The organism is Paenibacillus litoralis, assembly GCF_046244365.1.
Classification (GTDB): domain Bacteria; phylum Bacillota; class Bacilli; order Paenibacillales; family NBRC-103111; genus Paenibacillus_V.
Genome location: NZ_CP176395.1, coordinates 6,482,935 through 6,508,019 on the forward strand (window position 1 = coordinate 6,482,935; position 25,085 = coordinate 6,508,019).

27 protein-coding genes and 1 pseudogene are annotated in these 25,085 nt (G+C 53.2%); 9 read left to right on the top strand and 19 right to left on the bottom strand.

Going from position 1 to position 25,085, the window contains the following annotated elements; translation table 11 throughout:
• Positions 1–29: 29 nt before the first annotated feature.
• The 4 genes from ACKGJP_RS27370 to ACKGJP_RS27385 all read right to left on the bottom strand — a co-directional run bounded on the left by ACKGJP_RS27370 (position 30) and on the right by ACKGJP_RS27385 (position 3,127).
• Positions 30–1,181: an ROK family transcriptional regulator gene (locus ACKGJP_RS27370; RefSeq protein ID WP_409341951.1), complete on the bottom strand. Its 1,152-nt coding sequence runs from the start codon at positions 1,179–1,181 to the stop codon at positions 30–32.
• A 117-nt stretch (positions 1,182–1,298) separates the two neighbouring features.
• Complete coding sequence (locus ACKGJP_RS27375) at positions 1,299–1,517, bottom strand: hypothetical protein (RefSeq protein ID WP_409341952.1); 219 nt, start codon at positions 1,515–1,517, stop codon at positions 1,299–1,301.
• A 529-nt stretch (positions 1,518–2,046) separates the two neighbouring features.
• Positions 2,047–2,391, bottom strand: coding sequence for a hypothetical protein (locus tag ACKGJP_RS27380; protein ID WP_409341953.1), 345 nt, complete (start codon positions 2,389–2,391; stop codon positions 2,047–2,049).
• Positions 2,392–2,536: 145 nt separating this feature from the next.
• The gene (locus ACKGJP_RS27385; RefSeq protein WP_409341954.1) at positions 2,537–3,127 is read right to left on the bottom strand and encodes a sulfite oxidase-like oxidoreductase; all 591 of its coding nucleotides are present in this window, start codon (positions 3,125–3,127) and stop codon (positions 2,537–2,539) included.
• A 221-nt stretch (positions 3,128–3,348) separates the two neighbouring features.
• Between ACKGJP_RS27385 and ACKGJP_RS27390 the strand changes: the two genes are divergently transcribed.
• The gene (locus tag ACKGJP_RS27390; RefSeq protein WP_409341955.1) at positions 3,349–3,912 is read left to right on the top strand and encodes a hypothetical protein; all 564 of its coding nucleotides are present in this window, start codon (positions 3,349–3,351) and stop codon (positions 3,910–3,912) included.
• Between the two features lie 65 nt (positions 3,913–3,977).
• Here ACKGJP_RS27390 and ACKGJP_RS27395 read toward each other — a convergent pair whose 3' ends face one another.
• The 5 genes from ACKGJP_RS27395 to ACKGJP_RS27415 form a co-directional block, all read right to left on the bottom strand.
• Positions 3,978–4,994: an aldo/keto reductase gene (locus tag ACKGJP_RS27395; protein WP_409341956.1), complete on the bottom strand. Its 1,017-nt coding sequence runs from the start codon at positions 4,992–4,994 to the stop codon at positions 3,978–3,980.
• A gap of 188 nt (positions 4,995–5,182) precedes the next feature.
• Positions 5,183–6,544: an anti-sigma factor domain-containing protein gene (locus tag ACKGJP_RS27400; protein ID WP_409341957.1), complete on the bottom strand. Its 1,362-nt coding sequence runs from the start codon at positions 6,542–6,544 to the stop codon at positions 5,183–5,185.
• Entirely contained in the window at positions 6,537–7,346 is an 810-nt protein-coding gene (sigI, locus tag ACKGJP_RS27405; protein ID WP_409341958.1) for an RNA polymerase sigma factor SigI, read from the bottom strand. Before sigI ends, ACKGJP_RS27400 begins: the two co-directional genes overlap by 8 nt.
• A gap of 95 nt (positions 7,347–7,441) precedes the next feature.
• Complete coding sequence (locus tag ACKGJP_RS27410; RefSeq protein ID WP_409341959.1) at positions 7,442–7,735, bottom strand: hypothetical protein; 294 nt, start codon at positions 7,733–7,735, stop codon at positions 7,442–7,444.
• Between the two features lie 207 nt (positions 7,736–7,942).
• Positions 7,943–8,371 (bottom strand): hypothetical protein, encoded by a 429-nt coding sequence (locus ACKGJP_RS27415; RefSeq protein WP_409341960.1) that lies wholly within the window; start codon positions 8,369–8,371, stop codon positions 7,943–7,945.
• A gap of 196 nt (positions 8,372–8,567) precedes the next feature.
• On the opposite strand from ACKGJP_RS27415, the gene ACKGJP_RS27420 reads away from it, so the two are divergent.
• Positions 8,568–8,831: a DUF2164 domain-containing protein gene (locus ACKGJP_RS27420; RefSeq protein WP_409341961.1), complete on the top strand. Its 264-nt coding sequence runs from the start codon at positions 8,568–8,570 to the stop codon at positions 8,829–8,831.
• 79 nt (positions 8,832–8,910) lie between these two features.
• Here the strand turns inward: ACKGJP_RS27420 and ACKGJP_RS27425 are convergent, their stop codons facing one another.
• From ACKGJP_RS27425 to leuB, 4 genes are all read right to left on the bottom strand, one after another.
• A complete protein-coding gene (locus ACKGJP_RS27425; RefSeq protein WP_409341962.1) occupies positions 8,911–10,248 on the bottom strand; it encodes a hypothetical protein in 1,338 nt (445 codons plus the stop codon).
• A gap of 134 nt (positions 10,249–10,382) precedes the next feature.
• On the bottom strand, positions 10,383–10,802 hold the full coding sequence (locus ACKGJP_RS27430) for a glycine cleavage system protein H (RefSeq protein ID WP_409341963.1): 420 nt from the start codon (positions 10,800–10,802) through the stop codon (positions 10,383–10,385).
• Positions 10,803–10,882: 80 nt separating this feature from the next.
• Positions 10,883–11,431, bottom strand: a complete 549-nt coding sequence (locus ACKGJP_RS27435) for a peroxiredoxin (RefSeq protein ID WP_409341964.1) — start codon at positions 11,429–11,431, stop codon at positions 10,883–10,885.
• 317 nt (positions 11,432–11,748) lie between these two features.
• Positions 11,749–12,828: a 3-isopropylmalate dehydrogenase gene (gene leuB / locus ACKGJP_RS27440; RefSeq protein ID WP_409341965.1), complete on the bottom strand. Its 1,080-nt coding sequence runs from the start codon at positions 12,826–12,828 to the stop codon at positions 11,749–11,751.
• Between the two features lie 193 nt (positions 12,829–13,021).
• Here leuB and ACKGJP_RS27445 point away from each other — a divergent pair, with 193 nt between their 5' ends.
• The 5 genes and pseudogenes from ACKGJP_RS27445 to ACKGJP_RS27465 all read left to right on the top strand — a co-directional run bounded on the left by ACKGJP_RS27445 (position 13,022) and on the right by ACKGJP_RS27465 (position 17,024).
• Positions 13,022–13,915, top strand: a complete 894-nt coding sequence (locus tag ACKGJP_RS27445) for a lysostaphin resistance A-like protein (protein ID WP_409341966.1) — start codon at positions 13,022–13,024, stop codon at positions 13,913–13,915.
• A 226-nt stretch (positions 13,916–14,141) separates the two neighbouring features.
• Positions 14,142–15,341: a PLP-dependent aminotransferase family protein gene (locus tag ACKGJP_RS27450; protein ID WP_409341967.1), complete on the top strand. Its 1,200-nt coding sequence runs from the start codon at positions 14,142–14,144 to the stop codon at positions 15,339–15,341.
• Between the two features lie 455 nt (positions 15,342–15,796).
• A pseudogene (locus ACKGJP_RS27455) lies at positions 15,797–16,024 on the top strand (hypothetical protein); the annotation flags it as partial.
• Positions 16,025–16,026: 2 nt separating this feature from the next.
• A complete protein-coding gene (locus ACKGJP_RS27460) occupies positions 16,027–16,464 on the top strand; it encodes an AAA family ATPase (protein ID WP_409341968.1) in 438 nt (145 codons plus the stop codon).
• Between the two features lie 170 nt (positions 16,465–16,634).
• On the top strand, positions 16,635–17,024 hold the full coding sequence (locus ACKGJP_RS27465; protein WP_409341969.1) for a hypothetical protein: 390 nt from the start codon (positions 16,635–16,637) through the stop codon (positions 17,022–17,024).
• Positions 17,025–17,254: 230 nt separating this feature from the next.
• On the opposite strand, the gene pyrH is transcribed toward ACKGJP_RS27465, so the two are convergent.
• A complete protein-coding gene (gene pyrH, locus ACKGJP_RS27470) occupies positions 17,255–17,995 on the bottom strand; it encodes a UMP kinase (protein WP_409341970.1) in 741 nt (246 codons plus the stop codon).
• Positions 17,996–18,479: 484 nt separating this feature from the next.
• On the opposite strand from pyrH, the gene ACKGJP_RS27475 reads away from it, so the two are divergent.
• Positions 18,480–18,659: an H-type small acid-soluble spore protein gene (locus ACKGJP_RS27475; protein WP_409341971.1), complete on the top strand. Its 180-nt coding sequence runs from the start codon at positions 18,480–18,482 to the stop codon at positions 18,657–18,659.
• Positions 18,660–18,769: 110 nt separating this feature from the next.
• Here the strand turns inward: ACKGJP_RS27475 and ACKGJP_RS27480 are convergent, their stop codons facing one another.
• The 5 genes from ACKGJP_RS27480 to ACKGJP_RS27500 all read right to left on the bottom strand — a co-directional run bounded on the left by ACKGJP_RS27480 (position 18,770) and on the right by ACKGJP_RS27500 (position 23,859).
• The gene (locus tag ACKGJP_RS27480; protein WP_409341972.1) at positions 18,770–20,269 is read right to left on the bottom strand and encodes an IMP dehydrogenase; all 1,500 of its coding nucleotides are present in this window, start codon (positions 20,267–20,269) and stop codon (positions 18,770–18,772) included.
• A gap of 240 nt (positions 20,270–20,509) precedes the next feature.
• On the bottom strand, positions 20,510–20,965 hold the full coding sequence (locus ACKGJP_RS27485; protein ID WP_409341973.1) for a chemotaxis protein CheX: 456 nt from the start codon (positions 20,963–20,965) through the stop codon (positions 20,510–20,512).
• Positions 20,966–21,180: 215 nt separating this feature from the next.
• Positions 21,181–22,005: an ABC transporter permease gene (locus ACKGJP_RS27490; RefSeq protein ID WP_409341974.1), complete on the bottom strand. Its 825-nt coding sequence runs from the start codon at positions 22,003–22,005 to the stop codon at positions 21,181–21,183.
• Positions 21,989–22,846, bottom strand: coding sequence for an ABC transporter permease (locus ACKGJP_RS27495; protein ID WP_409341975.1), 858 nt, complete (start codon positions 22,844–22,846; stop codon positions 21,989–21,991). The genes ACKGJP_RS27490 and ACKGJP_RS27495 overlap by 17 nt, the downstream gene beginning before the upstream one ends.
• Positions 22,843–23,859, bottom strand: a complete 1,017-nt coding sequence (locus tag ACKGJP_RS27500) for an ATP-binding cassette domain-containing protein (protein ID WP_409341976.1) — start codon at positions 23,857–23,859, stop codon at positions 22,843–22,845. The genes ACKGJP_RS27495 and ACKGJP_RS27500 overlap by 4 nt, the downstream gene beginning before the upstream one ends.
• A gap of 400 nt (positions 23,860–24,259) precedes the next feature.
• Here ACKGJP_RS27500 and ACKGJP_RS27505 point away from each other — a divergent pair, with 400 nt between their 5' ends.
• Positions 24,260–25,051, top strand: coding sequence for a TIGR01457 family HAD-type hydrolase (locus tag ACKGJP_RS27505; RefSeq protein WP_409341977.1), 792 nt, complete (start codon positions 24,260–24,262; stop codon positions 25,049–25,051).
• Positions 25,052–25,085: the final 34 nt, after the last annotated feature.

Here is a 25,085-nt window from a genome sequence, read left to right on the forward strand (position 1 = left end):
CGGTAGGTGATCTCCTCTAAGTTAAGATGTTATAGCGATTTTGAGCCGAACAGGGCATCCAATCCGATCGTCGCCGCTCCCACGGCGGAGCCGAATTCCTTCCAGTACGAAGAACGGATCGGCGCTGCTTCGCGCAGCGAAGCCTCGTAGTACGCAATTCGTTCCTTGAGCACATGCAGGTACGTCTCGTTATGCGTAATCCAGCCGTTCAGCACGAGCAGCTCCGGATTAAGCACCTGCAGCGCGCTTCCGCAATAAGCGGAGATCTTTTCCGTCATCTCCGTAAGCAGCAGGGCGAACGGCTCCTCCCGCTGCAAGCCGAGCTCCACGAATTTACCGATCGTCTCCTCGGGAGTTAGCCCCTTGAACGGTTCCGAATGGGCTCGCTGCAAGCTTTCCGCCAGAACCCCCGTCGTATAAGGAACGAAGGCGGACATTCTTCCCGCTTCGCCGCCGGAGCCGCGGTAAATCCGGTTGTCGATCAAAATCCCGGCTCCCACACCGTAATCAAGCAAAATGTAGACGATCGTATGGAACCCCTGCGCCGTTCCGCTGAATCGTTCCGCGAAGCCGTGAGCATCCAAATCGTTAACCAGCTTGACCTGCATGCCGGTGCTGTCCGACAGCCAATGTGCGAGCGGAAATTCTTTCAGCTTCAAATACGTAGACTCCGTCACGCAGCCGCGCTCTTCGTCGATCACCCCGGGTAAGGAAACGCCTAAATGCCGGATCTTATCGGAGCTGACGCCCTGACGCGCCAGAAAGCCGCCGATCAATCCTGGAAGCGTTTGGCGCAGCTGCACTTCCCCGATCAGCAGCGCCGACTTTTCGCTACCGATCACTTCCCCGCGCAAATTGAGCAGCACGATTCGCGCAGCCCTGTAGGACAAATCGACCCCGAGCGAGTACCCGCTATCCGCCTGGATATCGAGAATTATTTGCTTTCTTCCGACGCCGGAGCCGGAGGTCCCTTTCTCATACACGACGCCTTCCCGGATCGCTTCGTCGATCAGGACCGATACCGTTGTCGGGCTTAGCTTGGTTTGGCGCGCAAGCTCTACCCGGGACATCGGACCGTCGTGATACAGAAGATGCAGGAGCAGCGCTTTGTTGCTTTCCTTCATTTTTTGCTGCGTGGCGTTTTTGGCGACCGGCTGTCCGGGTTTATCGATGCTCTTCATAGCTGGGAAACTCCTCCTTTCTATTTAATTATTCCAGTGGACAAATTAATTCATTTCCCAAGATGGTAGCATAGGCTGACAACTACGTCAATCTCCCTATAACGAACAAGGCTGATTTCAGCCCTGTTCGCCCTCCTGATTGCCGATCAGCGCCCTTACCACTTGCTTGACGCCGCGCTCCAATTCGCCGATCTTGTTCAGCAGCTCCGGTTCTCGCTCGTAAGCGTCCACCGCCCGCAAAAATCCGTCCTTATCGATGCCATGCTTGGCCGCGAGCTCATAAGCCGCTTTTCTTAACCGCCTGCAATGCTCGTCGCGAGTCATAGGCCGAGACAATATCATCACCCCATATAGAACGTTTGTTCGTGTAATTTTCTATATTATATGCGAACAAAGCGCAAACGATCAATAAAAAAGATCAGGAAAATATTCCTGACCCGAAGCGGAAAGAACGGCTCATGAAACGGGTTGCGAGCCAGGATAAACGCCTACCGGCGTCTTTTGACGCTGGCGTTTACCGTAGGTGGAGAGCCGCATCCGAGGATATACCTTCTGATACACAAATAAAAGGACTCCTTTCGGAGTCCCTAACGGTGAATTGATTTGGTCAATCTGTCCTGAACCTTTTTTGAATCTCAGGCTTAGCCTTCATTGACTTTATGCAGTACAGGGTACTACATCATGGTCTCTGGGGCACATCCCCTCGCTTCTTTATATAGATTCAACAACAACTTTCCTCGGTAGTATTCGTTAGGTAGCCCAACGGAACCACGCCTCTCTTTTCACCGTTAATAGTATGATGTCCCGGGTAAGCGTCCGTTATGCAAAAAACTTTATTCACGCCGTCAAGAAGCTTCTCCGTTACTTAGGAAGCGTCATTTGCAGGAAATGCGGGAAGGTCTCGACGATCGAGCTGCTTCTTTTCATACACGGCGGCACTTAGATAGCGGTCGAGGTTTTTGCCGATCCGACCGTCCAAGGCGAGCTGCTGAGAGGCATGATTGAGCTGATCGAGCGTGCTCTCCAGGGAGAGCATGACTTGATGCAAATTGCTCCGCACCCCCCGTTCGGCTTTATTTTCCAGCACCGAATAGATCGAAGCATAGGAAACGGCGCCGATCAACGCAAGCGGAATCATGATCGCAACGATCAGCAGGATGGTCAGCCGGTTTTTAAGCGAATATGGAATAAAACGTTTGATCAAGACCATCGTTACTCCTCCATTGCGCATTGCTTCGCCGGTAAAACATTCCGTCCGCACCTTTTGGGAGCGTTTTCGAAAACCGCGAAAAAAAATAAGATTGACCTTCCGGACGAACAACGAAAGAAAGGCGGGTTTTATGCCGCCTTTCATTTTAGTCGAAATCGTACCTCTCTTCTTTCCACGGGTCGCCGTACATGTGATAGCCGTTCCTTTCCCAGAAGCCCGGCTTGTCCTTCGCGATGAACTCGACGCCGCGCAGCCACTTGGCGCTTTTCCAGAAGTACAGATGCGGCACGACCATGCGCACCGGATACCCGTGCTCCGGCGAGAGGAGCTCGCCGTTATGCTTTATTCCGAAAAAAGACGTTTCCGCAAGAAAATCCTCGAGGGGCAGGTTCGTCGACCATCCGCCTTCGGCATGCAGCATGACGAATTTCGCTTCGGGCTTCAGCTTTACCCTGTCCATGACGGTCGACACGGCTACGCCTTCCCATAAGTTATCCAGCTTCGACCAGGTCGTCACGCAGTGGATGTCATTGTGGAATTGCCGCCGTGGCAGCGCCATAAACTCTTTATAAGGAACGGTTTGTTCTTCCTCTATAAGACCGAAGACGCGTAAATCCCATTTGCTCATATCCCGGTAGTACGGCACCTCTCCGTAATGCAGCACCGGAAAGCCTTCAGTCAGCTTCTGTCCGGGCGGTACCCGGTCTTTATGCTGCTGTACGTTTGTTTCGTCCACGGATGCGCCTCCCGCTTCAAAATCATGCATTGACGATATTATAACCGATTTCCGCTGCCTAAACTTATAATTTTCAAGCCGATTCGACACAAAATTTGTTAAATCGACACGCATAATCTTCAAATGACAACATTCAACACTTACAAACCGTGCGGCTCATGTGCTAAAATGAAACTATTATTCTCGCATTCAGATGTAATGACGAAGGAAGGAACTTATTCATGAAACGGAAATCCATTACTTTTTTATGTATAGGGTTGCTGGTTTTCGGCCTGTTGATCGCACTGGCAATCTGGCAGCAATCGGCTTACCTGTTATATGCGGCTAGCGCCGTTCCGCTACTGATCGTGCCGTTCATACCCGATATTCGTTCCAACCAGCATTTGAAAGCTTCCCGCAAAGACAACGTGCAAATTTATAAGCTCGCCACTATAGAAGGAGCGCCGGCCAACCATTTGATCGTACAGTTCGAGCCGGGCAAAGTAAACTGGAACCGCAAAATGCTGTACGTCAGCATGAAGGATGCGCCAACCGTTGCGAAGGACGTTTTCGCGCCGGATTCCGCCTCCGTGCCGGTCCTTACCTTTGATCTGGTGCTCCATAAACGCAAGTCGGATTTGATCGGCATTCTGCTCCAGAACGTCAAGCAGCGGACGTCCAGCTTTTCGTTTACGACGGAAGAAATCACGCGCCTCGTTATCCGGCTCGAGGATTTGGCTGAGCCCGCAGCTCCGGCCCGCTCCATCGCCGCCGCTCAAACGAGAAGCAAACGCATGCAGGCCTAAGCCATACCCGCTATAAATTTCCCAAGACCCCGGATGCTTATCCGGGGTCTTGCCGTTGTCGCCCGTTATTGGAAGTACCCTGCCGCTTCTTGCACAACTCGCTGCATCGGCAAATGGTACGGGCATTTCTCCTCGCACAGCGGTTTCTCCCGGCAAGGCTCGTAATCCGCGCAAGAAAACAGCTTCTCCTTATGCTTAAGGTAAAACGCGTCTCCCTTCGGAAGCAGCCCGAACGTTTGACGTACCTGGCTGGAAATCATGATGTCCGGAATCGGAATTTCCAGCGGGCACGAGCAATAATTGCACCTCCTGCAATTATGCTCCCCAAGCTGTTCAGCCAGACGTTCGAGTTCGCGTCTCTCCGCTTGCTCTACTTCATGCTCGAACGCCGCCAAGTTTTGCTTGACCTCATCCGTGCTCACCATTCCCGAAATCGTAACGTGAACGTCCTGGCTGTAAGGATAGCGCATCGCCTTGTCCACCGGTTGAATAAAGCCCCCCGACAACGGCTTCATGGCGACACGGCCCATATCCAGCTCCGTCAGTTTCGGAATCAGCTCCCTCAGCGCAAAAGGCTGTGCTAAATTCAGATGAAACAGCACCTGATCGAAGCTTCCGGATGCAATCCATTTCGCCAACAGCTCGGGACGATGCCCCGTCAAGCCGATATGACGGATCTTGCCCTGCTGTTTCGCTTCCAGAGCCGCTACATAAGCGCCTTCTTCCTCCATGGCCTTCTTAAACTCATGAACGTAATTGACATAGTGAATTTGCAGCAAATCGATCGTATCCGTCTGGAGCCGATTCAAGCTTCTTTCGATTTCCTCTTTGGCGGAAGCATAATCGCGCTTGCCCGTCTTGGTCGCCAAGAAATACTCGTCCCGGCGCTTGCCGATGCAAGCCCCTACGATTTCCTCGCTCTTGCCGTACGCGGCGGCCGTATCTATGTAATTAATGCCTCGATCGAGCGCATAATGGAGCGCAGCATGAGCTTGCTCGAAGGGCACATGCGGCAGATTCATCGCGCCAAAGCCGAGCGCCGAAACCTTGTAGCCGATTTTTCCGAATGTCCGGTATCGCAAAAAGCTTCCCTCCCCATTTGAAGCCGCAGGATCGCGCGGCTTGCCCTAGCTCTCCCTGCGGTCATTCCGCAGCTCATGTATTTTCCTCCCTCATTATATCACGGGAGAAACGGCCTTACGACAGCCCTGCGCACGGATGAAAGCGGCAAAACCCCCGCCGGCGTGCAGGCGGGGGTGATGGTGAACCGTTACCGGTTGTCTCGGTCTCTGCGATCGTCGTTGTTTCTATCGCGATTGGAATCATCGTTCTTTTTGCGATCGTCAGCCTGCTTTTTCTCGTCTTCCTTGCGCTTCTCTTCTTCCTTTTTCCGGTCCTGTTCCTTCTTCTTCTCTTCTTCTTTCTTTTTCTCTTCCAGTTCTTTCTTTCTCTCTTCTTCTTTTTTCTTCTCCTCTAGCTCCTTGCGCTTATCGTCTTCCCGTTTTTTTTCATCTTCCTTCCTTTTATCTTCATCCTTTTTTTTTCGATCGTCGTCATCGTCTTTCTTCTTGTCATCCTGTTTTTTCTGATCGTCGCGCTTGTCGTCGTCTTGTTTCCTAGGATCGGTTGTCGGACGTTGATTTATCGGTTTGAAGGATGGAGTAGGAGTTGGGGTTGGCTTGGCGGTTTGCTTGCCTGGCGTTGTGCTCGGCTTCGGCGTAGGCGTCGCTTTTCCTTTTTTCTTATCGTCCTCTTGCTTCTCTTTCTTTTTCTCTTCCTGCTTCTGCTCGTTCTTCTTGTTCAGTTCGCCTGATTTCTCTTCCGTAACGAGCGCTTTCAGACTGTCCTTGCTGAGCTTGTTCGTATTGATCAGCTCGCTTAGACCCCCCGCTTCTTTCGCGATTTCATGAACGGACGTCTGCTTGAGCTTCTCGATCGTAACGTTCTGCCCGTTCTCCTTGGCGCTCAGGTAAACGGAATATTTGCCTGGAGAAAGATCCGCCGCCTTCGCCGTTTCGCGCAGCTCCTTCGGAACCGGGAACGACTTGACTTCGTATTTCTCGGACGTATCCGGATGCGTCTGTTTGATATGATCGGACACTTCCCGGCGCATTTGCTCGCTAATGATCGAATCGTTCAGCTTCGTCGTTTCGCTGACGAGCGCGCTCGTAATGATGATGTCCCCTTCGCCCTGCTTCATGGCCTCGAGGTTCTCCGCTTTGCTGAGCACGGCTTCCGCTACCTTATCGAGCTTCTTGCCGTTATACTCGATGCCCGCGATCAGCTTTGCCCCGTCGTCGTTCAGGCCTCTCATCTCGCGCACCTTCTGCTGCTCGTCGATCCCGAGCTCGATGCTGGGATTGATATCGATGGATACATACGCCACGACCGTTTTATCCGCGAACCAATCCGACCAACCTGCAAACAGCACCACACAGAACAAGACAGCAGCAGCGGCTGTGGAAGACAGTGCAATTATCGGAGCCCTTCTCCCTATTTCTCGCCTGGCAAACATAATTTCTTCGCCGACCTGGCAATTCCGACCGTTTCGCCGTATTTTCTCGAACGAACCTTCCGGCGTCATCACGATCAGACTGTCGTCTGTCAGCTCCATGACGACTCCCCTACTCATCCCGCTCACTCCTGTTCACTACGATGTCATCGATATGTAAGTAATCCCGTAAATACGGATACGGACCGTTGATGATGAGCGCTACGGCGATGATGAACTTCCTGTTTCGCTCCAGCGTTTTGCGGGATACGCCCGCAATTTCCATCAACTCCTTTATCGGCATCATCCGTTTGCTCAGCAGCGTCCGCATCATCTGCGAATCGGTGGCCAGCATAAAGCCGATCGCCATTAGCATTTGGCGGGAATCCGAATGCTTGGGCGACATGTCGACCAGATCGGCAAACCGGATGTCGAATTGCGAGAGCACGCCGCTTAAATCCGCGATTTCGCTCTGCCTTTCTTCCATACCCTTCTGTTTCTCGTACTGCTCGATTGCCTGATGGATCTCAACCGGGTTCACGATGTTGTCTTCGTCGTCATAAGCATCGAACGAGCTGTAAGGCACATTCTGCGCAAAACGCTGTTCCTTGCGCACATGGTCGATCAGCCGTCTGCGAATGACCGTTTCGGCGAAGCTGAGAAAAGATCTCCCCGCGCCGGAAGAAAACTGGTTGACCGCTTCGTTGAAGGCAACAAGCGCAATGCTGAACTCATCATCTCTTGCGGGATCGATGTATCGTTTACAGAAGCGGCTTGTTACTTTTGCCACATAAGGCTGGTAATCGGTAATAAATTGGTTGCGCAAGCGCAAATCGCCCTCTTGAATGCGTTCCACCTGCTGCTCAGGCGTCTGCACATTCGATGTATCCGGACGGTGAGACTGGCTTCTTCCCAAAAATCGTTTAAACAAGACCAGTAACAAAAAATCCACCTCACACTATAGGTTTCGCGACTCAATAGCTCGTTGCGGGGGTACGGAAACCGTCGGAAAAAATATGTTTAACTAGGCCTAAAGCCTCAGCTCATCATTCGCGTCTCCAAGGTGCCGTTCGCCCCTAAAAATATCCGTTTATTCGCGTTGTTGTTCAGCTTCACATTGCACATTTTCAGCTTGTGTTCATCCAATTCGTACGGCTCCCAATCCGCCGTGCTATCCGCCAATCCGCGTTCCGTCAAAAAAGCAACGTATGTATCCGCCGCTTCTTCAAGCTCGTCCCAGCTTTTGGTCCCGTAATAAGGGATGTCGTAACGGTTGATCAGCGGGCATGTATATATTTCCGATGTATGTTTATGCTTCAGTACGAATGGCATTGTTCCCATCCTTTATCGCCGAATTGGATGATCTATCATTCCGGCTAGCGACAGCCTCTATCATTATAGCATATCCGTGCAAGCAACCGTACCCATAAGCGGATAACGGAGGAAAATCTCCTGTATTCCCCCGTCTCAGGCGAAAAAAGAAAACGTCCCGTTAGGGACGTCCCTTGAATGTTCCGTTGTCCGAAAATGCCGGGCATGTTAGTTTCCCCGAGCCGGAGCGTTCTTTTGCAGCAGCTTGTTTTGTCGTTTGCCGAGGATGTTCAGCCGTTTCTTCAGCTGCTCCTCCCACTCGGCATCCCCGATCTGCTTGGCGACCATCATCAGGTCGAGCGACATATCGATTTGACACCGCACGACGTCGAGCGGGTCTTGGTCTTCGTTATTCACGCAGTTTTCAAAAAGCTGAGTGCCGTCCTTGCGGTCCGCGTACTCGTGAAAATCGACTTCGGTTGCTCCGTCGCCATGGGCGTATTCCGCCAATATTTCAAATTCGGCCTCCACCAGATGGTGTACTTCGATGCGATGACATACTGGGCATAGCAAAATCGGCACGTTATGGATGTGCGTCCGGATATGCTTAAGCGTGCCCTTCGTTCCAATCATGCTGGCTCCGCAACAAAAACTCATCTCACAACCTCCCCGTCGTCTTCTTTTCTGGTTTACTTACTTCGCTTCCAGGGACGCGAATTCCTCCTTTTGCCGCAGGTTCCGCAGCTGAAAGTTCATTCCTGCATTAACAAATCTAAACAATACTTTAGCCCGCTTGCCGAACCGTGGTAAGATGAACACAGCATCCATACCAACAACCGGAGGGGGATAACCGATGAAATCGCCGATATCGAAGCTGCCGCTGGAACAAAAAGAGCTGATGATCGCGCATATCCGCCACTTTTTCGAGGAGGAGCGAGGCGAGCAAATGGGAGAATTGGCCGCAGGCCAAGTGCTTGATTTTATGTTCGAGCTGGTCGGACCGGTCGTCTATAACCAAGCGCTGCAGGATGCCAAGACCGCGTTGACCGAGCGAATGCTGTCTCTGGAGGACGATCTGTACGCCATGGAGAAGCCGATGTATAAAGTCAAACGCTAATATCCCCGCTTGAGAAGCACCACGCACAAAAAAGGCCTCCGCCGCTACTAAGTAGCGGCGGAGGCCTTTTTTGTGCGACTTATTTAATGCCCTTGCTGTAAATATAATCCTTCGGCGCGTCGCCCGCCTCCGTCTTCCTTCCGGTCTCCAAGTCGAGCACCCATAGCCTGACTCCAACCTCAACATCGCTTTCCATGCCGCGGTACAGGACGTAGCGTCCGTCCTTCGATAGCGCGTCAAGATGTCCGTTCACCTCGTGCTTGCGAACCGCTCCCGTCAAGACGTCGATGTCGAGGACGGAACGGTCTTTCCCTTCCGCCACCAGACGAGTACCGGCGCTGTCCAGCAAAATGGCGTAGCCGCCGTATTTCGCCCCGTCGAGCAGCACCTTCTCGCCGGAGCCGTCGGGATTCACGAGATGAATGTTGAACGCCTGCTTGGGGCTCAGTACGGAATCCTTGTTCGACTCGAACGCGATCGCCCGTCCTTCGTTGACCGGCGTCGGCCGCGACGCCCAATAAAGGATCGTTTTCGCCTCGCCGCTACCCGGATTTTCCGTTTGAACGCGTTTAAGCAGGCTCCCGTAGGCATCGGCCGGAAACAAGCTGCGCTGCGAGTTCCCGTCACGCGAAACCAGCGTGATATTGTCGGTCGAGCCGTCCTCCTTGATTCGCTCCCCGGTAGCCAGCGTCATCGCGCTGCGCGGGAGCGTAAATTCGATTTCTCCTGCCCGGAACACCGTTTTGCGCGGTTCGGCCAAATAGTAAGCGAACTCGGCCGGCACCAGCTTGGTGTTCCGGTCATGCCAGTAGAATCGAAAGCCGTCGTCGTAAATGACGTTCGAATACCCGATCGATTTCCCCGTATCGAGCACGAAGCGGTACATCTTCGAATCCCCGTACAGGCGGCTGGGCGTATAGTTCTCCCCATCCTCGCCGCCCTTCAGCAGCGATACGAAGAACGATGCGCGGCCTCCATGAAGCTCGGCGAGCGGCTTAAAATCCGCATATTCTTTAAAGATTTCCACTTCCTTCACCGTCTGTTCGTTAGGTTCGAGCGACGCGTAGAGATCCATCTGCTTCCGGTCGTCCGCATACAGCCGGTATCCGTTATACGCTTTCACATCTTTTACGGCCACTACCTCATGATCCGGGTAACCGTCGATCGCATAAACCGGCGTCCCTTTCTCCAGGAAGGCGGCGTCTCCGTCCTTCGATTTGTAGTTCGACTTATGAATGTTATCGGCAACGTTAAATGTAACCTCTCCGATCTTCTCGCCTATTTTCGTCGGATCCGTTACGGCCGCATGCCAGTATCCGCTATACGAAATCCCGTTCAACTTAAGAAAATCGGCCCAATCGATGATCGTTTGCCCCGTGGTGATCCGGCAGCCGGTCATCAGCACGATCGATAGCAATAGCCCAATCCCCGCATTCCTAAGCCTGCTTATGGCCGACACCCCTTTATCAAAGCTTTCTTGCTTCCATAGACGGAATATACAGGAAAAAGTTTCAAAAAAAAAACCGCAAAGGAGAAATCTCCCTTGCGGCGTTAACCGTCATCGCCTTCATCATCTTCCGGGAATACCGGATAAGACCGTTCGTACTCGTCCGCCGGTAGAAGCCCTTCTAGCTCGGACGGATCGCTTAGCTCAAGCGAAACGAGCCAGCCGGAGCCATAAGGATTCAGGTTCAGCGATCCGGGCATCTCGCTTACCGCGCGATTCACATTCGTTACGACGCCCGAGACCGGGATACTCAGCTCCAGCTCGGATTCTTCCGGAAGGGCCGCTTCGATAAAGACGAACAAGTCGCCTTTATGCAGCGTTTCCCCCGTCTCCGGAAGCCCGATATATACGATTGAGCCGGCAAGCTCCTGCCCGTAATCCGACAGACCGAGCATAGCGCGGTTTCCTTGTACGTCAATCCATACATGCCCTTCGCTAAAGAGCAGGTGCTTGGGTGCAGTCAACCTCTTTCACTCCCATCCGCAAAAAGCCCTTCGACCGCCGAAGCGAGCCGAAGGGCCGTAATCGTTATCTCGTATAGAACTTACTTCGCTACGAGGGTGTTGTCGCCCGGTTTCCAGTTCATTGGGCACAGACCGCCGGATTGCAAAGCTTGCAGAACGCGAAGCGTTTCTTCTACGCTGCGGCCTACGTCGTTATGGTTAACGACTTGGTATTTCAGTTCGCCTTCCGGATCGATGATGAACAGACCGCGCAGCGCGATGCCTTCTTCTTCGATCAGAACGCCGTAGTCGCGAGCGACCGATTTCGTCAGATCGGCTGCAAGCGGGAAGTTCAGTTGGCCAAGGCCGTTGTCGTTCTTAGGCGTGTTGATCCACGCGCGGTGGGAGTGCTTGCTGTCCGTGCTTACGCCGAGAACAGCCGTGTTCAAGCGCTCGAAGTCGTTAGCCGCGTCGCTAAGCGCTGTGATTTCAGTCGGGCAAACAAACGTGAAATCGAGCGGGTAGAAGAAAAGAACGAGCCATTTGCCTTTGTAGTCGGACAAAGATGCCGTACCGAAATCTTGTCCATTTCCGTATGCGATGTCCATTGTGAAAGCTGGTGCCGGTTTACCTACCAAACGTTCTGCCATTGTTCATTTCCTCCTTTAAATGTAGTTACCTGTAAGGGTAACAGATGTCCATGTTCGAAAAACTCACAGGTAAAATCGTATCATCACGAAAATTGAAAGTCAATAATTAAACTCATTTCTTCTTTAAAGTTACTATAAATAAGTGTGACGATTGTCACACCTCTTCCTGAGAAGAGCTATTCGAGCTTCCTTAACACCGTTAGATCAAGATTTGCTTCATTAAAGTTGCGGTTGCCGCAACTATTCGACTCGAAAATCTGACCCTAACGAAAAGAAGACCAACCGAATGGCTCCGGTTGGTCTTGCTTGAGAAAGCATTATTTGCGAATCGCTGCGATGATCAGATCGCCCATAGCGGTCGTACCGATCGCTTTGCTCTTGTCGACTGCGATGTCGCCCGTACGGTGGCCCGCGTCAAGCACTTCTTTGACGGCGCGCTCGATAGCGACTGCAGCATCGTGGTAGCCGAACGTCAAACGGAACATGAGCGCTACGGACAGAACGGTCGCAATCGGGTTAGCGATGCCTTGTCCGGCAATGTCAGGCGCGGAGCCGTGCACCGGCTCGTACAAGCCGAAGCTGCCTTCGCCCAGCGATGCCGAGGACAGCATGCCGATCGATCCCGTCAGCATGGCCGCTTCGTCGCTCAGGATGTCGCCGAACATGTTCTCCGTCACGATTACGTCAAAGCTGGAAGGACGGCGCAGCAGCTGCATGGCGCAGTTGTCGACGAGCACGTGATCAAGCTCTACATCCGGGTAGTCCGCAGAAACGCGGATTACCGTTTCGCGCCACAAGCGGGACGTTTCGAGCACGTTCGCTTTGTCGACGGACGTAAGCTTTTTGCGGCGTGTTCTGGCGATTTCGAAGCCTTGGCGCGCGATGCGCTCCACTTCGTTTACGTTATACACGCAAGTATCGACCGCTTCTTGGCCGTTCGCCGTTTCGCGGCGGAATTTCTCGCCGAAGTAGATGCCGCCCGTCAGCTCGCGCACGACGATCAGGTCGGTGCCGTCGAGAACTTCAGGCTTCAGCGTGGAAGCGTCTTTCAGACAATCGAAAATAACGGCCGGACGAATGTTCGAGAACAGTCCGAGCGCTTTGCGGATGCCGAGCAGGCCGGTTTCCGGGCGAAGCTCCTTCGAGTTATTGTCCCATTTCGGTCCGCCTACGGCGCCGAGCAGGACGGCGTCCGCTTTTTTACAAATGTCCAGCGTTTCTTCCGGCAATGGCGTGCCTTTCTCGTCGATCGCGATGCCGCCGAACAAGCCGTGCTCGGTTTCGAATTTGTAGCCGAACACTTCCTCGGTCTTCTTCAACACTTTTTCCGCTTCGGCAATTACTTCGGGGCCGATACCGTCGCCGGAAATAACGGCGATTTTTTTCACTTCTGCCATGTGTCGTTCACCTCACCATGTAATTATCTTTGTTTTATCATAAACCCTCTCATTTTACAAAGATATAAAAGCTATGGAACTGATAGTCTCTGCCTATCGCGTAAACGAATCTTACGATTTGAAACGTTTTCTTCTGCAACTCGTACAAAGCAGGGGATACTCAGCCTATTACCCTTGTCCACGGAGGAATGGCATGCAGACATTCAAAACGGTTTGTATCATTGCCGGCAAAATCGTGCTGACGGTCGCGATCGTTCTATTGCTCGTGCTCATCGGATTTTTGCTATATGCCGCCGTAACGGTTGCGGCCGGGAAGAGCGTCGACGACATCCTATCTTTCACTACCGTCAATTTGACCCAAATGATCATTCAAGGAGGCGCGTTCATAGCCGGCACCTTGATTATGTACGCCGCTTTCGAGCGCAAACGCGGGTGGAACCTCGGCTTCAAACAGGGACGCGTCCTCCGGCGGACGATCGAAGGCTTGCTGGCCGGTATTGTTCTCATGACGGCTGCCGGCCTGCTCATTTGGGTTTGCGGGGGAATCTCCGGCATCGGCATCGCCTTCGACCGGAACGTGCTGGCCTCGATGTCTACCGGCTTGCTCATGTTTACCATCGTATCTGTAAACGAGGAGCTCTTTGCGAGGGGATACTTGCAAGGGCTAATCGGCTATCATTTCGGCCGAACGGTGGCTGTCATCGCCTCTTCCTTGCTGTTCGCCGCGCTCCATCTGCAGAACAACAGCGTGCTCGACAATCCGCTGCCGCTGCTCAATCTGTTTCTGGCAGGCATCATCCTCGGCGTCAGCCGGGAAGCAAGCGGGGGATTATGGATGCCGATCGGTCTTCATCTGACTTGGAATTATTTTCAGGGCTATGTGTATGGCTTTGAGGTGTCCGGAACTACAGTGGACTCGCTGGTGCATCTGACACGCCGGGGAAGCGATACGATTTCAGGCGGCTCGTTCGGAGCGGAAGGAAGCGCATTGACCACGCTAGTCCTTCTTCTCGGCATCTTTGCGATCGTGCACTATTACAGGTCTCGCGGTCGTTCGGATCATGACCGGGCAACGCTTCGGCCGTAATCTTCGGCCAGAGGGCCGGGAGGGTGTTTGCCGAGCAAACGAACGGCTGACGGGGGCTATTCCCGCGTGAAGGCATGGGTTCCCGCCGGGCTTTGCTGCCTCTTTCGCCGGTCGCATGCACGGGCATCGCGGCCGTTTCGACAAGCATCGATTTCTTTTGCAATGAGACGGAAGCGAGTGGTAAGATAAAGAAATGACACTTCTATCCGAGTAAGGAGAACCGACTATGAACTATACCTTTTCGAGCACGATGCAGGCGTTTCAATCGAGCGCGGTTCGGGAAATTTTGAAGTTGACGCAAGGGAAGTCGATCATCTCGTTCGCCGGAGGACTTCCGGCCGAGGAGCTGTTTCCGATGGCTGCGATGCAGGCGGCGTTTAACCGCGTATTCGACATGGGCAACCGTTCGCTGCAGTACGGCTTGACCGAAGGCTTCATTCCTCTGCGGGAAGCGATTGCAGAACGCATGCAGCGCAAAGGCATGAACGTAACCAAAGACGAGATGCTGCTTACGACGGGCTCCCAGCAAGCGATCGATCTGCTGACGCGCGTTTATATCGATCCGGGCGATGTCATTCTGGTTCAGCAGCCCACTTATTTGGCGGCCCTGCAGGTATTCCAGGCGCGCGGCGCCAAAGTCGTTTCGGTAAGAGGCGACGAAGAAGGCATGGATCTTGGCGATGCAGCGAGCAAAATCGCCGAGTACAAGCCTAAGCTGCTGTACGTATGTCCGACATTCTCCAACCCGACGGGCTACGTCTGGAGCTCGGAACGCCGCCAAGGCTTGCTCAAGCTGTGCCGCGACAACAATGTGCTTATTCTTGAAGACGATCCGTACGGCGAACTGAAATACGACAGCGGCGAATCGTTCCCTTCGATTTTCTCCTATGAAGACAAAGCGGAAGGCTCTGCCGTCGTGTACACAAGCACGTTCTCGAAGACGGCCGCCCCGGCGCTTCGCACCGGCTGGGTCATGGGCGATTCGGAGGTCATCCGCAGCATGGCGAAGGCGAAGCAAGCCTGCGACCTTCATTCCAGCACGATGGACCAAATGGCGCTGTACCAGCTACTGAGCGGCTTCGATCTGGACGGTCATATCGAAACGATCCGCGGCCACTATCATGCGCGCATGAAGCTGATGACCGAGCTGCTCGAAGGGCTGCGCAAATACGGGCTCAGCTGGAACAGCCCGAAGGGCGGCATGTTCCTGTGGGTCGATCTGCCGAAAGGGCTGAAGGCGGAAGAGCTGCTGAAGGAAGCGGTACAGCAGGGCGTCGCTTTCGTGCCGGGCTCGAGCTTCTTCGCAGACGAGCCGAAGTACAACACGATGCGGATGAATTTCACGCACGCCGACCGCGAAACGATGACGCTCGGCATGCAGCGCCTCTCCGCCGCACTGGAGCTTGTGCTTAGCAAGCAAGCGTAACACGGCCTATTTCTATAGAAGCGGCTTCGCTTCGTATCATGGCTTCGGCCGGATGCGGCGGGTCCGCTTCTTTTTGTCTTGGCGAGCGGCCGCGATGCCGGGCGATACTCGCTGGAAGTTAGCGGTCGATAGTGAAGGACAGAATGCGGCTATGCCATGCTATTATTGGAAGGCACAAAGCGGCTTTTCCAGGGGATAGTGAACTCAAGTTCATTATTTGTGAACCTCACTTCACTATTGGAGGCACAAAGCGGCTTTTCCAACCGATAGTGAACCATATGGCACTATTCGGCCACTCACGTTCACTAATAGTGAAGCTAGCTTCACTATTTCGCTTTTCAGCCCCTTACAACTTATTAATAGTGAATATAGGCTCACTATTAGTGAACTAAAGTTCACTATTGAAGCATGCATGCACCCAACGCCCATAAAATCAGAACACTGGCTTCAAATCAGTCCAAGGCTTAGATGGAAAGAAGCTTCAGGACAAGTTATTCTTAGAGAAGGGAATCAACTGGAACGATCTCCTTGTTTGGCAAAAACGAGGTGTATGTATTACAAAGCAGTATTATCAAAAGGGAATGGCAACACTAAGTAAGTGGGGTGTTGATTTCGACACGCCAATTTTTAGTCAGAATCGAGAGTACATCAATCAATATGTCTATCTGGACAAGGATGAGTAGAAATGGAATGTGTAATTTTCATCGGGATTCAAGCATCAGGAAAATCAACCTTCTATAAAGAAAAATTCTTTAATTCGCATATGCGAATTAACCTTGATATGCTTAGGACAAGGAACCGAGAGGATATATATTTAGCAGCATCGATCAAGGCCAAACAGTCATTTGTTGTTGATAATACAAGCCCAACAATCGATGACAGGAAGAAGTATATTGATATTGCAAAAGAATATAAGTTCAAGGTAATTGGTTATTTCTTTGAGCCTGATTATGATTTGTCCCATGCGAGAAATGAAAAGAGAGAAGGGAAAGAGAAAGTGCATGAGGTTGGCATTAAAAGCACTTTGAAAAAATTACAGGTACCTACATATGCTGAAGGTTTTGACGACTTGTACATCGTAAGAGCAGCCGAAGGGAAGTTTCGGATTGAGGAAATGGAATGAAACGAGTCCTTTTATTAGGAGTTGATAATATGGGTATGAATACAAGCTTTCGCTGTAAAGTGAGATTAAAAGAGGAGTTTGTACCCGTCATTGTTAAGATGTGAGATCAAGGTGTTTTGGGATTCTAAGAATTGATATGAAATCGAAGTTTCATGGGGAGTGGATAATACATGATAAAGCATAGCGATATGGAACTTATTCAACGAAGGATTGAAGACGGAGACACATCTTTGGTTGATGGCGATATTATCGAAAATTTTCTTGCTTGGCTTCCTAGTTACAATTGCGAAACAGCTGCGGAAGGATATTTCTCGTTTCTTTCATCGATTGCAAAATACAAACCAAAATTAGTTGAGTCGCTTTTAAAGAAAGCAATCGAACCCGTTTGCTTTTTGGGTTTCGAGCGTTCAGAGGGCATTATTCGTTGGGCAACTTATTTTGCCGAGAGCGCGGATGCCGTCTATAAACCATCAGAATCAGGAAAGCTTTGGTTGACTCAAGAATTACCTAACTACAAGGAATTGATTGAGAAATGTCTGATAGAGCATATGTCAGAATGAAATTGAGATTGGTAACAGTATCCAGAGCCCACAATTCCTTCTGCATCTTGCCTGCACTACTTCCTCCCTCTTCCCTCTTCATAACGCCCGCATTTACTTTCAGCAGCTTGACCGCCAATTACACTTTCTCGCCTAACCGCCTCCTCACGCAAAAATCAAAAAACCGCAAGCATAGGACCGCTTCCGGTCGTTGCTTGCGGTTTTTAGCTCCAAGTAAACGCCATACCCGTCTACTCGTCGAACTCCAACACGGAGTCGCTGCTGATCATCGTTCCGTTGTTTTTACCCTCGCACACTTCTTTCATCGAACCCGGTTTGTCAAAGTTGAACACGTGAATCGGCAAGCTGTAATCCCGTGCTAGGATAAATGCGGACTGATCCATGATCTGCAGATTATGACGGACGACATCATTATAATGGAGGGACTTGTATTTTCGGGCTTCTTTGTTGTATTTCGGATCCGCGCTGAGCACGCCGTCCACCCCTTGTTTCGCAACGAGCAGCGCTTGGCAGTTTACCTCGATCGCTCGCTGTACGGAAGGATAGTCCGTCGTCACGTAAGGCTGTCCGTTGCCTCCTGCAAAAATGACGATATATCCTTTCTCGAGATGATGGATCGCGCGCAACCGGATATACGGCTCCGCGACGGAAGCGAGCGGTATCGCCGTCATGACGCGTACTTCCTTATCCGTCTTCGCCTTCATGGCTCCCCTTAGCATCAGGCTGTTGATAACGGTGGCCAGCGTGCCGATATTGTCCGCTTCCGCACGCTCGATCCCCCAGCTCTCCGCCATGCTTCCGCGAAAAATATTGCCCCCGCCGATAACAAGCGCCACTTCCACGCCCATGTCCACGACAGACATGATTTCGTTCGTAATGTGGTCGAGCTTGCCGGGCTCAAAGCCGAATTCGTTCCGGCCCGCAACCGCTCCGCCGCTTAGCTTGATGAGAACCCTCTGGTATCGTTTCATCCGCATGCCCTCCTCCTCTAGATAATCCCCGCTCCCTGAAAAGAACCGGCGATTCCGACGAAGCATTTGCTCAAAACCGCCATTTTGCCGGCATAATCCGGATTCCAGACTTTTTTACGGTTACGGGGAACACGGAAATAAAAAACACTAAAGCCATAAGCGACTTTAGTGTTTGAACGGGATGGAAACGGGAAGAACGGGAAAACCGGCAAGACCGAAGTTCCGCGGCATTCTCCTCATATCCCCACCCCTTCCATTTTGTGACGATCAATTCATTGTATCCTTCCCGTCGTGCAAATACAACCGAAATATGCAAATTCCTTGCGGAAACTTGAAAAATGGCAACATGCTCACCTGCCACCCTGTAATCCTTGAGCCGTTTCATTGTTCTACCGACCCAAGTCACCGAGCAACCGCGTATATTTTTTTCGGTTTGCGCACACCGTATAACTGTTATCACGACAAAATTTGGAGGTTACCGCAAATGAATACATTCCGCGCCAAAGAAATCGCCGCTTCGCCCGTTATGGCGAATGTAACGTATAATGGAGCGCTCTGCTATATTCAACAGGTGAACGATTCGAACGAAACGGCCCGCATCTACCCGCTCGACCAGCCCGAGAACGAGTTCGAGGTGGCGGTAAGCCAGCTGGTCGAGCAGTAAACGGCAAAGCAACAAGTGCTGCTCAATCGGGCATTTACCGCGTATAGCCCTAGCTCGAAACGAATAAACCTCCATCCCCTTGCGGGTATGAAGGTTTATTTTTTGCCGGATCAGTCCTCGGACAAGCTGCTTTCCTTCAAAATAACGTCGTGCGCGCCGCCTTCTACGAGGCTTGTCGCGGACACGAGCGTAATTCTCGCGGTACGCTGCAGCTCTTCGATCGATTTGGCGCCGCAGTTGCACAGCGTCGATTTGATTTTGCCGATCGTCTTGTCCAGGTTCTCGCGCAGGCTTCCCGCATAAGGCACGTAAGAATCGACGCCTTCCTCGAACAGAAGTCCCTGCTTGCCGCCGCTGTCGTAACGCTGCCAGTTGCGCGCGCGATTGGAGCCTTCGCCCCAAAACTCTTTTACGAAGTTGTTGCCGACCTTCAGCTTACGGGTAGGGCTTTCGTCAAAGCGTGCGAAATAGCGGCCCATCATGACAAAGTCGGCCCCCATCGCCAGCGCGAGGGTAATATGGTAATCATGCACGATGCCGCCGTCGGAGCAGATCGGTACGTAAATACCTGTCTTCTCGTAGTACTCGTCTCTCGCCGCCGCCACCTCGATAAGCGCCGACGCTTGCCCTCTGCCGATCCCTTTTTGCTCCCTCGTGATGCAGATGGAACCGCCGCCGATACCGACCTTCACGAAATCCGCACCCGCTTCGACCAGATACAGAAAGCCTTCGCGGTCAACCACATTCCCCGCCCCGATCTTAACGTCGAAGTTCGCCTTCACGTATTGAACGGTTTCGCTCTGCCACTCGCTGTAGCCGTCCGAAGAATCGATGACGAGCACGTCTACGCCGGCTTCAACCAAAGCAGGCACCCGCTCTTCATAATCCTTCGTATTTATGCCTGCGCCGACCAAGTAGCTCTTGTTGGAGTCAAGCAGCTCGGACGGATATTCCTTATGCGCCTCGTAGTCCTTGCGGAATACGAGATACTCCAGGTTCTGCTGCTCGTCGACGATCGGTAGGCAATTCAGCTTGTGCTCCCAAATCAAATCGTTCGCTTCCGACAGCGTAATCCCCGACTTGCCGTAAATGAGCTTGGAGAAAGGCGTCATAAATTCGCTGACCGGCTTCTCCATGGCGTCGCGGCTTGTTCGGTAATCGCGGCTCGTCACGATGCCGAGCAGCTTGCCGTTCGCTGTACCGTCATGCGTAACGGCAGCGGTGGAATGGCCCGTTTGCTCTTTCAATGCCAATACTTCCCTAAGCGAATGCGATGGCGTCAAATTGGAGCGGCTTACAACGAACCCCGCTTTATAACCTTTGACCTTACGCACCATCGCGGCTTGATTTTCCGTAGACTGCGAGCCGAAAATGAACGAAATGCCGCCGCACCGGGCAAGCGCAACCGCCATCCCGTCGTCGGATACCGACTGCATGACAGCCGAGGAGAACGGAATGTTGAGCGAAATCGCCGCTTGCTCGCCTTTCTTGAACTTCGTAATCGGCGTGCGCAGCGTCACATTCGCCGTCGTACAGTCCTTCGTCGTCAAGTTGGGCAGTAGCAAATATTCGCTGAATGTCCGCGACGGTTCGTTGTAATAAAATGCCATCGAATTCAACCTCCCTAATATAGTCCTTAATCGTAATGCGAAACTCGCAAAGCCCCGGATTCGTTAATCCGTTCGCCATGTTCCGGGTAAATTTTTACGATCATATCACCGATGCGAAGGGGAAGTCAACTACTATTTGCACAGGAGGACATTCCGCCCATTCTCCGGTTAAAAAATAAAAATACGGAGCATCCGTTTCCCGGATCTCCGTATTCCTTCACCTTATAATCGGCTATCGCATTAAGCTACCAGCACTTGAATATCCATCTCGCCGATGCCGTCCATGATGAGCGGGATCGTCAATGCTTTCTTCGGACCGTCCGCCGATCCTGCCGATTCAATTACTTTAGGCGGCGTTATGTCTACGCGCACCCCTTGATTGAACAACATCGTGCTTGCGTTGCCGGAGATCATGTTGCCAAGCTCCGAAATTGCGCTGCGGCCCATGTCGTCCATTTCGTTCAGTACAAAGCCCCCCATCATCGCCGAAACGAGCTTAAGCGCCACTTCTTCGTGCAATTCGAACATGATGACGCCGTTCATTTGACCGGTTAGTCCGATTTCAATCCACAAATATTTTTCCGCAAACTTCACTTCCTTTACGCCCAGCTGGCCTGTTGTCGGACGAATCGCGATCATCTGCTCGATCACGATTCTGGCAGATTCCAAAAAAGGATTGATGTACTCCGCTTTCATGACTCTGGTCCCCTTCTCGACAAAATCCCAATTATGGAAAATAACCTTTCCCCCATTATAAACGAAACGAGTAGGTCTCGTATACTGGTTTGCTCGGATTTTGGCGAATAACCGCGAAAAACGTCCCAGAGACTTGTGTTTCATCGCCTATTGCACAGTCCGAATCCGAACGATTTCAGGCCCTGCTTATGGTTCGTTCGTCGTTTAAAATCCCGCTACATCCGCATGCCAAGCGCGTTTCCGGAGCTGTACCGACGAAGGCCGCGGTAAAAAAGTCCGATCCCGACGGCCGCAAGTCCCGCCGCCGCGCCCACTGCGCCGAGAGCAAAAGCCGGCTGAAACTCGCGGATCCAGCCGATCGGCAAATAGCTGACGAAGCCGGCGGGCACGGCGGTAAAGAGCAAAAGCCTGGCAAAGCCGCGAAAAATATCCGTCGGATAAGTCGAGAACGTAATAAACGTGATGAACAGCTGCTGCCCAAGCCCTTCCGCATTGCCGATATAGAAGGCCAGCGATTGCGTCGCTACCATAAAGAATAGGAAGATGACCGTGCTCAGCAGCGCAGCCGACACGAATTTCAGCACGCCGGCCGGCGTGCCGTCACCGAATATCGCGTACAGCAGGAGTCCGAAGACAAGATCGCCGATCGCCGTAACCGACATACGGCTGACCAGCACGTTAAGCAGCACCGGCTTCGGCTGGGACAAATACAGATCGAGCTGTCCGGTCGCCACGATGTTCGCAATACGCGTCATATTGCCGAAGAAGATGGCGGCGAGCCCGTAACCCGCCGTACCGACCGCCCACATCATCATGACGTCGTCCTGCTGCCAGCCGTTCACGATCGGGAATTGCTTGAAATAAATGCTCCAGAAAAAAATCCATACCAGGTTGTTAATGAACATCATGCCTGCCGTCATCATAAAGCTCATGCGAAACTCCATCGCGCCGGCCGCATTCAGCTTCCAGGACGTCCAGCAAAACCGCAGCCAGCCCCTGTATCCTTTATCCGCTTTTACCGCCTTATCCGCCGTTGACATTGAGTCTCTTCACTCCTTTCCGGTAAATGAAAGCCAGAAGCACGGCAAGAACCGCCCCCCAAACGAACTGCACGGCAACCATATGCTGCAAGGCGGCCGCATCGAAGCGCACGGCCGTTTTGGCCGGGAAGTAGACGACCGCCTGGAAGGGCAGCCATTCGCATACGCGCCGCAGCGCTTCGGGAAACAGCTCGAGCGGAAGCAGCATGCCCCCGATCGTAAACAGAAGCTTATCGTACACGAGCGTCAGTCCTTGCGTCTCTTCGACCCAGAACGCCGTCAACGCAAGCGACATCCGGATCAGGAAATTAACCGTGAACGCCAGAACCGCTACCGGCCAAAAAGCGATCGCCCCCCAGCCGAAGTCCGGCACGCCGATAAGCGTAAGCCCCAGCAAGCTGCCGAGCGTCAGATTGATCAGCAGCTTCACGCTCGCCTCGCCCATATATGTCGCATACTGGTAGCCGATATAGCTGAACGGACGCGTCATCAGATAGGCGATGCCGCCCGTCTTCACTTCCTCTTCCACAGTCGTCGTAACCCGGGGCGAGGCCATGATGATCGATTCCGAAACGATCAAATACCAGATCATCTGCGAGAACGTGTATCCTGCGATTCTCTCCGTCCCCATGCCGCCGTACGTCACCTTCCACAGCTGGATCAAAATATACAGAATGACGAGCAGAAACAGCGAGCGAAACAACGCATCGACGATATAGGCGAATTGGTTGCGCACGGTAACTTTGCCGATCGCCGAATACTTGGCCAGCTTGCGCCCGCTCCCGAACGCCATTAAGCCGCCGACGAGGCTTCGTCTCTCTCCTTTATCGATGCCGTTCATGTCACCGCCTCCTTCCGCTCCCCGCCTGCGGGCGTTTCCCGCTCCGCCGCATACAGCTTGGCGATCGTCTCCTCAAGCGGAGGATCTTGAATCGTCACGTCCTCGATGCGGCATCTCGCGGTGAGGAAGCCAAGCACCTCTTCGATCGACGCCGCCGTCGTATCGACGGAAAGCTTCAGGGCCGTTCCGCTCTGCACAACCCGGACTCCCGGCAGGGAGATTCCGGCGGCCGGCTCCTTCAGCTTGAGCTCGACGGTCTTGTATTTGAGGAAGCTCGACTTCATGCTTGCAACCGTATCGTCAAGCGCGATTCTGCCGTGGTTGATGACGATCGCCCTGTCGCACAGCTGCTCGATATCGCCTGCATCGTGCGTCGTTAGAAAGATCGTACAGCCCTCGCGCCGGTTCATCTCGAGAATGACCTCGCGAATCGTCTGCTTTACGACGACGTCGAGTCCGATCGTCGGCTCGTCGAGAAATACGACTCGCGGCCTGTGCAAGAGCGCAGCCGCGATTTCGCAGCGCATCCGTTCGCCGAGCGACAGCTTCCGTACCGGAATCGGCAGGAACGGCTCGAGTCCGAACCGGTGAACAAGCTCGTCGCGCCGGTCGGCGAAAGCCGTTTTTCCCAGCTCATAAATGCTGCCCATCAGCTCGAACGAATCCATCACCGGCAAATGGTACCACAGCTGCGACTTTTGGCCGAACACCGAGCCGATCCGAAACGCAAGCCGGCTGCGGTCCTTCCACGGACAATAGCCGAGAACGTCCGCGGTGCCGCTGGTCGGATGCAAAATGCCGGTAAGCATTTTGATCGTCGTCGATTTGCCTGCGCCGTTCGGACCGAGGAACGCAACCTTCTCTCCTTCCTTCACTTCAAAATCGATTCCTTCCACGGCCCGCTTCTCGGCATAGACAGGGCGAAACAGCGATTGCACGCTGCCCTTCAAGCCGGGCGGCTTCTTTTTGACCGCGAACGATTTACATAGTCCTTCCACTTTAATAACCGCCATCGTGATTCTCCCCCTACTGAAATGTGCTGCCAAACAAGCCGTAAAGCGGCACGGCCGTTCAAACAGCGGTTGGACAGCGTTACGGGAAAAACAAAAAAACTCGCGCAGCTTCGCCCCGGGAGGCGGAACTTGCGCGAGGTCTTTTATCCCTACGGTGTAGCCAGCTATCGCTGCGCCGGCTTCGCTTGGTTCGGCCGTAAACACGCCGGATCCCTAGAAGCCCTTCCACTTAATTGCTATATGCTATCATGGCAGGAAGCGGCTGGCAATCTTTTTTTCCGGCGGTTTGTCCGCTTTCGTCGCGTCCCGTTCGTTAAACGTATGGAGTTGCCGTCCCGGTTCGTGTAAAATGCTGTTCATGCAGCAACGATTCGTTGTCAGACGGAAGGAGAATCACAAGATGCCAGGATTTCTAATCGATTTGGACGGAACGATGTATGCCGGGAATAGACAAATCCCGCACGCAGCCTCCTTCATCCGTGAGCTGGAGCGGCGCGGATGGCCTTATTTATACGTCACGAACAATTCGTCGCGCACGCCGGAGCAGGTCGCCGCCCATATTAGCGAGGTCGTCGGCATCGAAGCGCGCAGCGAAAACGTGCTGAGCTCCGCGCAGGCAGCGGCCGCCTATATCGCCGAACGGCGGGAAGGGCGCCGGGTCTATGCGATCGGGGAAGCCGGCCTGCGGCAGGCGCTAACCGATGCCGGCCTGGAGCTGGTCGAGGAGCAGCCGGACTATGTCGTGCAGGGCATCGACCGCCAGTTCACATACGCCAAGCTGGAAGCGGCCGTCCGCCATATCGCGGCAGGAGCGGTGTCCATCATGACGAACCCCGATCATATGCTGCCGGGCGACGGCGGACTAAGCCCCGGCGCGGGTTCGCTAGGCGCTGCCATACGCATGGCATCGGGGATCGAGCCGGTCGTTATCGGCAAGCCTTCGCCGATCATCATGCGCTACGCCGTCGAGCGGCTCGGGCTGCCGACCGCGCATATTTGGGCGGTCGGCGACAACATGCGCACCGACATCGGCGGCGGCATCGCGGCCGGCTGCCGGACGGCGCTCGTGCTGACCGGCGTGGCTACGGCAGCCAACGTCGAAGCGCAGCTATCGGAAGCCGGCTGCAAACCGGACCTCGTCTGCGGCGATTTGGCCGAGCTGCTGGAACGGCTTGACGGCGCCGCGGGATGACGCTGCTGTCGCTTCCGGTTTCTCCCTCGGCTAT

Excerpts from the sequence above, each read along its gene's own strand:
- ACKGJP_RS27370 (WP_409341951.1), bottom strand. The coding sequence starts at position 1,181 with ATGAAGAGCATCGATAAACCCGGACAGCCGGTCGCCAAAAACGCCACG.
- ACKGJP_RS27380 (WP_409341953.1), bottom strand. The coding sequence starts at position 2,391 with ATGGTCTTGATCAAACGTTTTATTCCATATTCGCTTAAAAACCGGCTG.
- ACKGJP_RS27390 (WP_409341955.1), top strand. The coding sequence starts at position 3,349 with ATGAAACGGAAATCCATTACTTTTTTATGTATAGGGTTGCTGGTTTTC.
- ACKGJP_RS27400 (WP_409341957.1), bottom strand. The coding sequence starts at position 6,544 with ATGAGTAGGGGAGTCGTCATGGAGCTGACAGACGACAGTCTGATCGTG.
- ACKGJP_RS27410 (WP_409341959.1), bottom strand. The coding sequence starts at position 7,735 with ATGCCATTCGTACTGAAGCATAAACATACATCGGAAATATATACATGC.
- ACKGJP_RS27415 (WP_409341960.1), bottom strand. The coding sequence starts at position 8,371 with ATGAGTTTTTGTTGCGGAGCCAGCATGATTGGAACGAAGGGCACGCTT.
- ACKGJP_RS27420 (WP_409341961.1), top strand. The coding sequence starts at position 8,568 with ATGAAATCGCCGATATCGAAGCTGCCGCTGGAACAAAAAGAGCTGATG.
- ACKGJP_RS27435 (WP_409341964.1), bottom strand. The coding sequence starts at position 11,431 with ATGGCAGAACGTTTGGTAGGTAAACCGGCACCAGCTTTCACAATGGAC.
- leuB (WP_409341965.1), bottom strand. The coding sequence starts at position 12,828 with ATGGCAGAAGTGAAAAAAATCGCCGTTATTTCCGGCGACGGTATCGGC.
- ACKGJP_RS27445 (WP_409341966.1), top strand. The coding sequence starts at position 13,022 with ATGCAGACATTCAAAACGGTTTGTATCATTGCCGGCAAAATCGTGCTG.
- ACKGJP_RS27450 (WP_409341967.1), top strand. The coding sequence starts at position 14,142 with ATGAACTATACCTTTTCGAGCACGATGCAGGCGTTTCAATCGAGCGCG.
- ACKGJP_RS27460 (WP_409341968.1), top strand. The coding sequence starts at position 16,027 with ATGGAATGTGTAATTTTCATCGGGATTCAAGCATCAGGAAAATCAACC.
- ACKGJP_RS27465 (WP_409341969.1), top strand. The coding sequence starts at position 16,635 with ATGATAAAGCATAGCGATATGGAACTTATTCAACGAAGGATTGAAGAC.
- pyrH (WP_409341970.1), bottom strand. The coding sequence starts at position 17,995 with ATGAAACGATACCAGAGGGTTCTCATCAAGCTAAGCGGCGGAGCGGTT.
- ACKGJP_RS27475 (WP_409341971.1), top strand. The coding sequence starts at position 18,480 with ATGAATACATTCCGCGCCAAAGAAATCGCCGCTTCGCCCGTTATGGCG.
- ACKGJP_RS27480 (WP_409341972.1), bottom strand. The coding sequence starts at position 20,269 with ATGGCATTTTATTACAACGAACCGTCGCGGACATTCAGCGAATATTTG.
- ACKGJP_RS27485 (WP_409341973.1), bottom strand. The coding sequence starts at position 20,965 with ATGAAAGCGGAGTACATCAATCCTTTTTTGGAATCTGCCAGAATCGTG.
- ACKGJP_RS27490 (WP_409341974.1), bottom strand. The coding sequence starts at position 22,005 with ATGTCAACGGCGGATAAGGCGGTAAAAGCGGATAAAGGATACAGGGGC.
- ACKGJP_RS27495 (WP_409341975.1), bottom strand. The coding sequence starts at position 22,846 with ATGAACGGCATCGATAAAGGAGAGAGACGAAGCCTCGTCGGCGGCTTA.
- ACKGJP_RS27500 (WP_409341976.1), bottom strand. The coding sequence starts at position 23,859 with ATGGCGGTTATTAAAGTGGAAGGACTATGTAAATCGTTCGCGGTCAAA.
- ACKGJP_RS27505 (WP_409341977.1), top strand. The coding sequence starts at position 24,260 with ATGCCAGGATTTCTAATCGATTTGGACGGAACGATGTATGCCGGGAAT.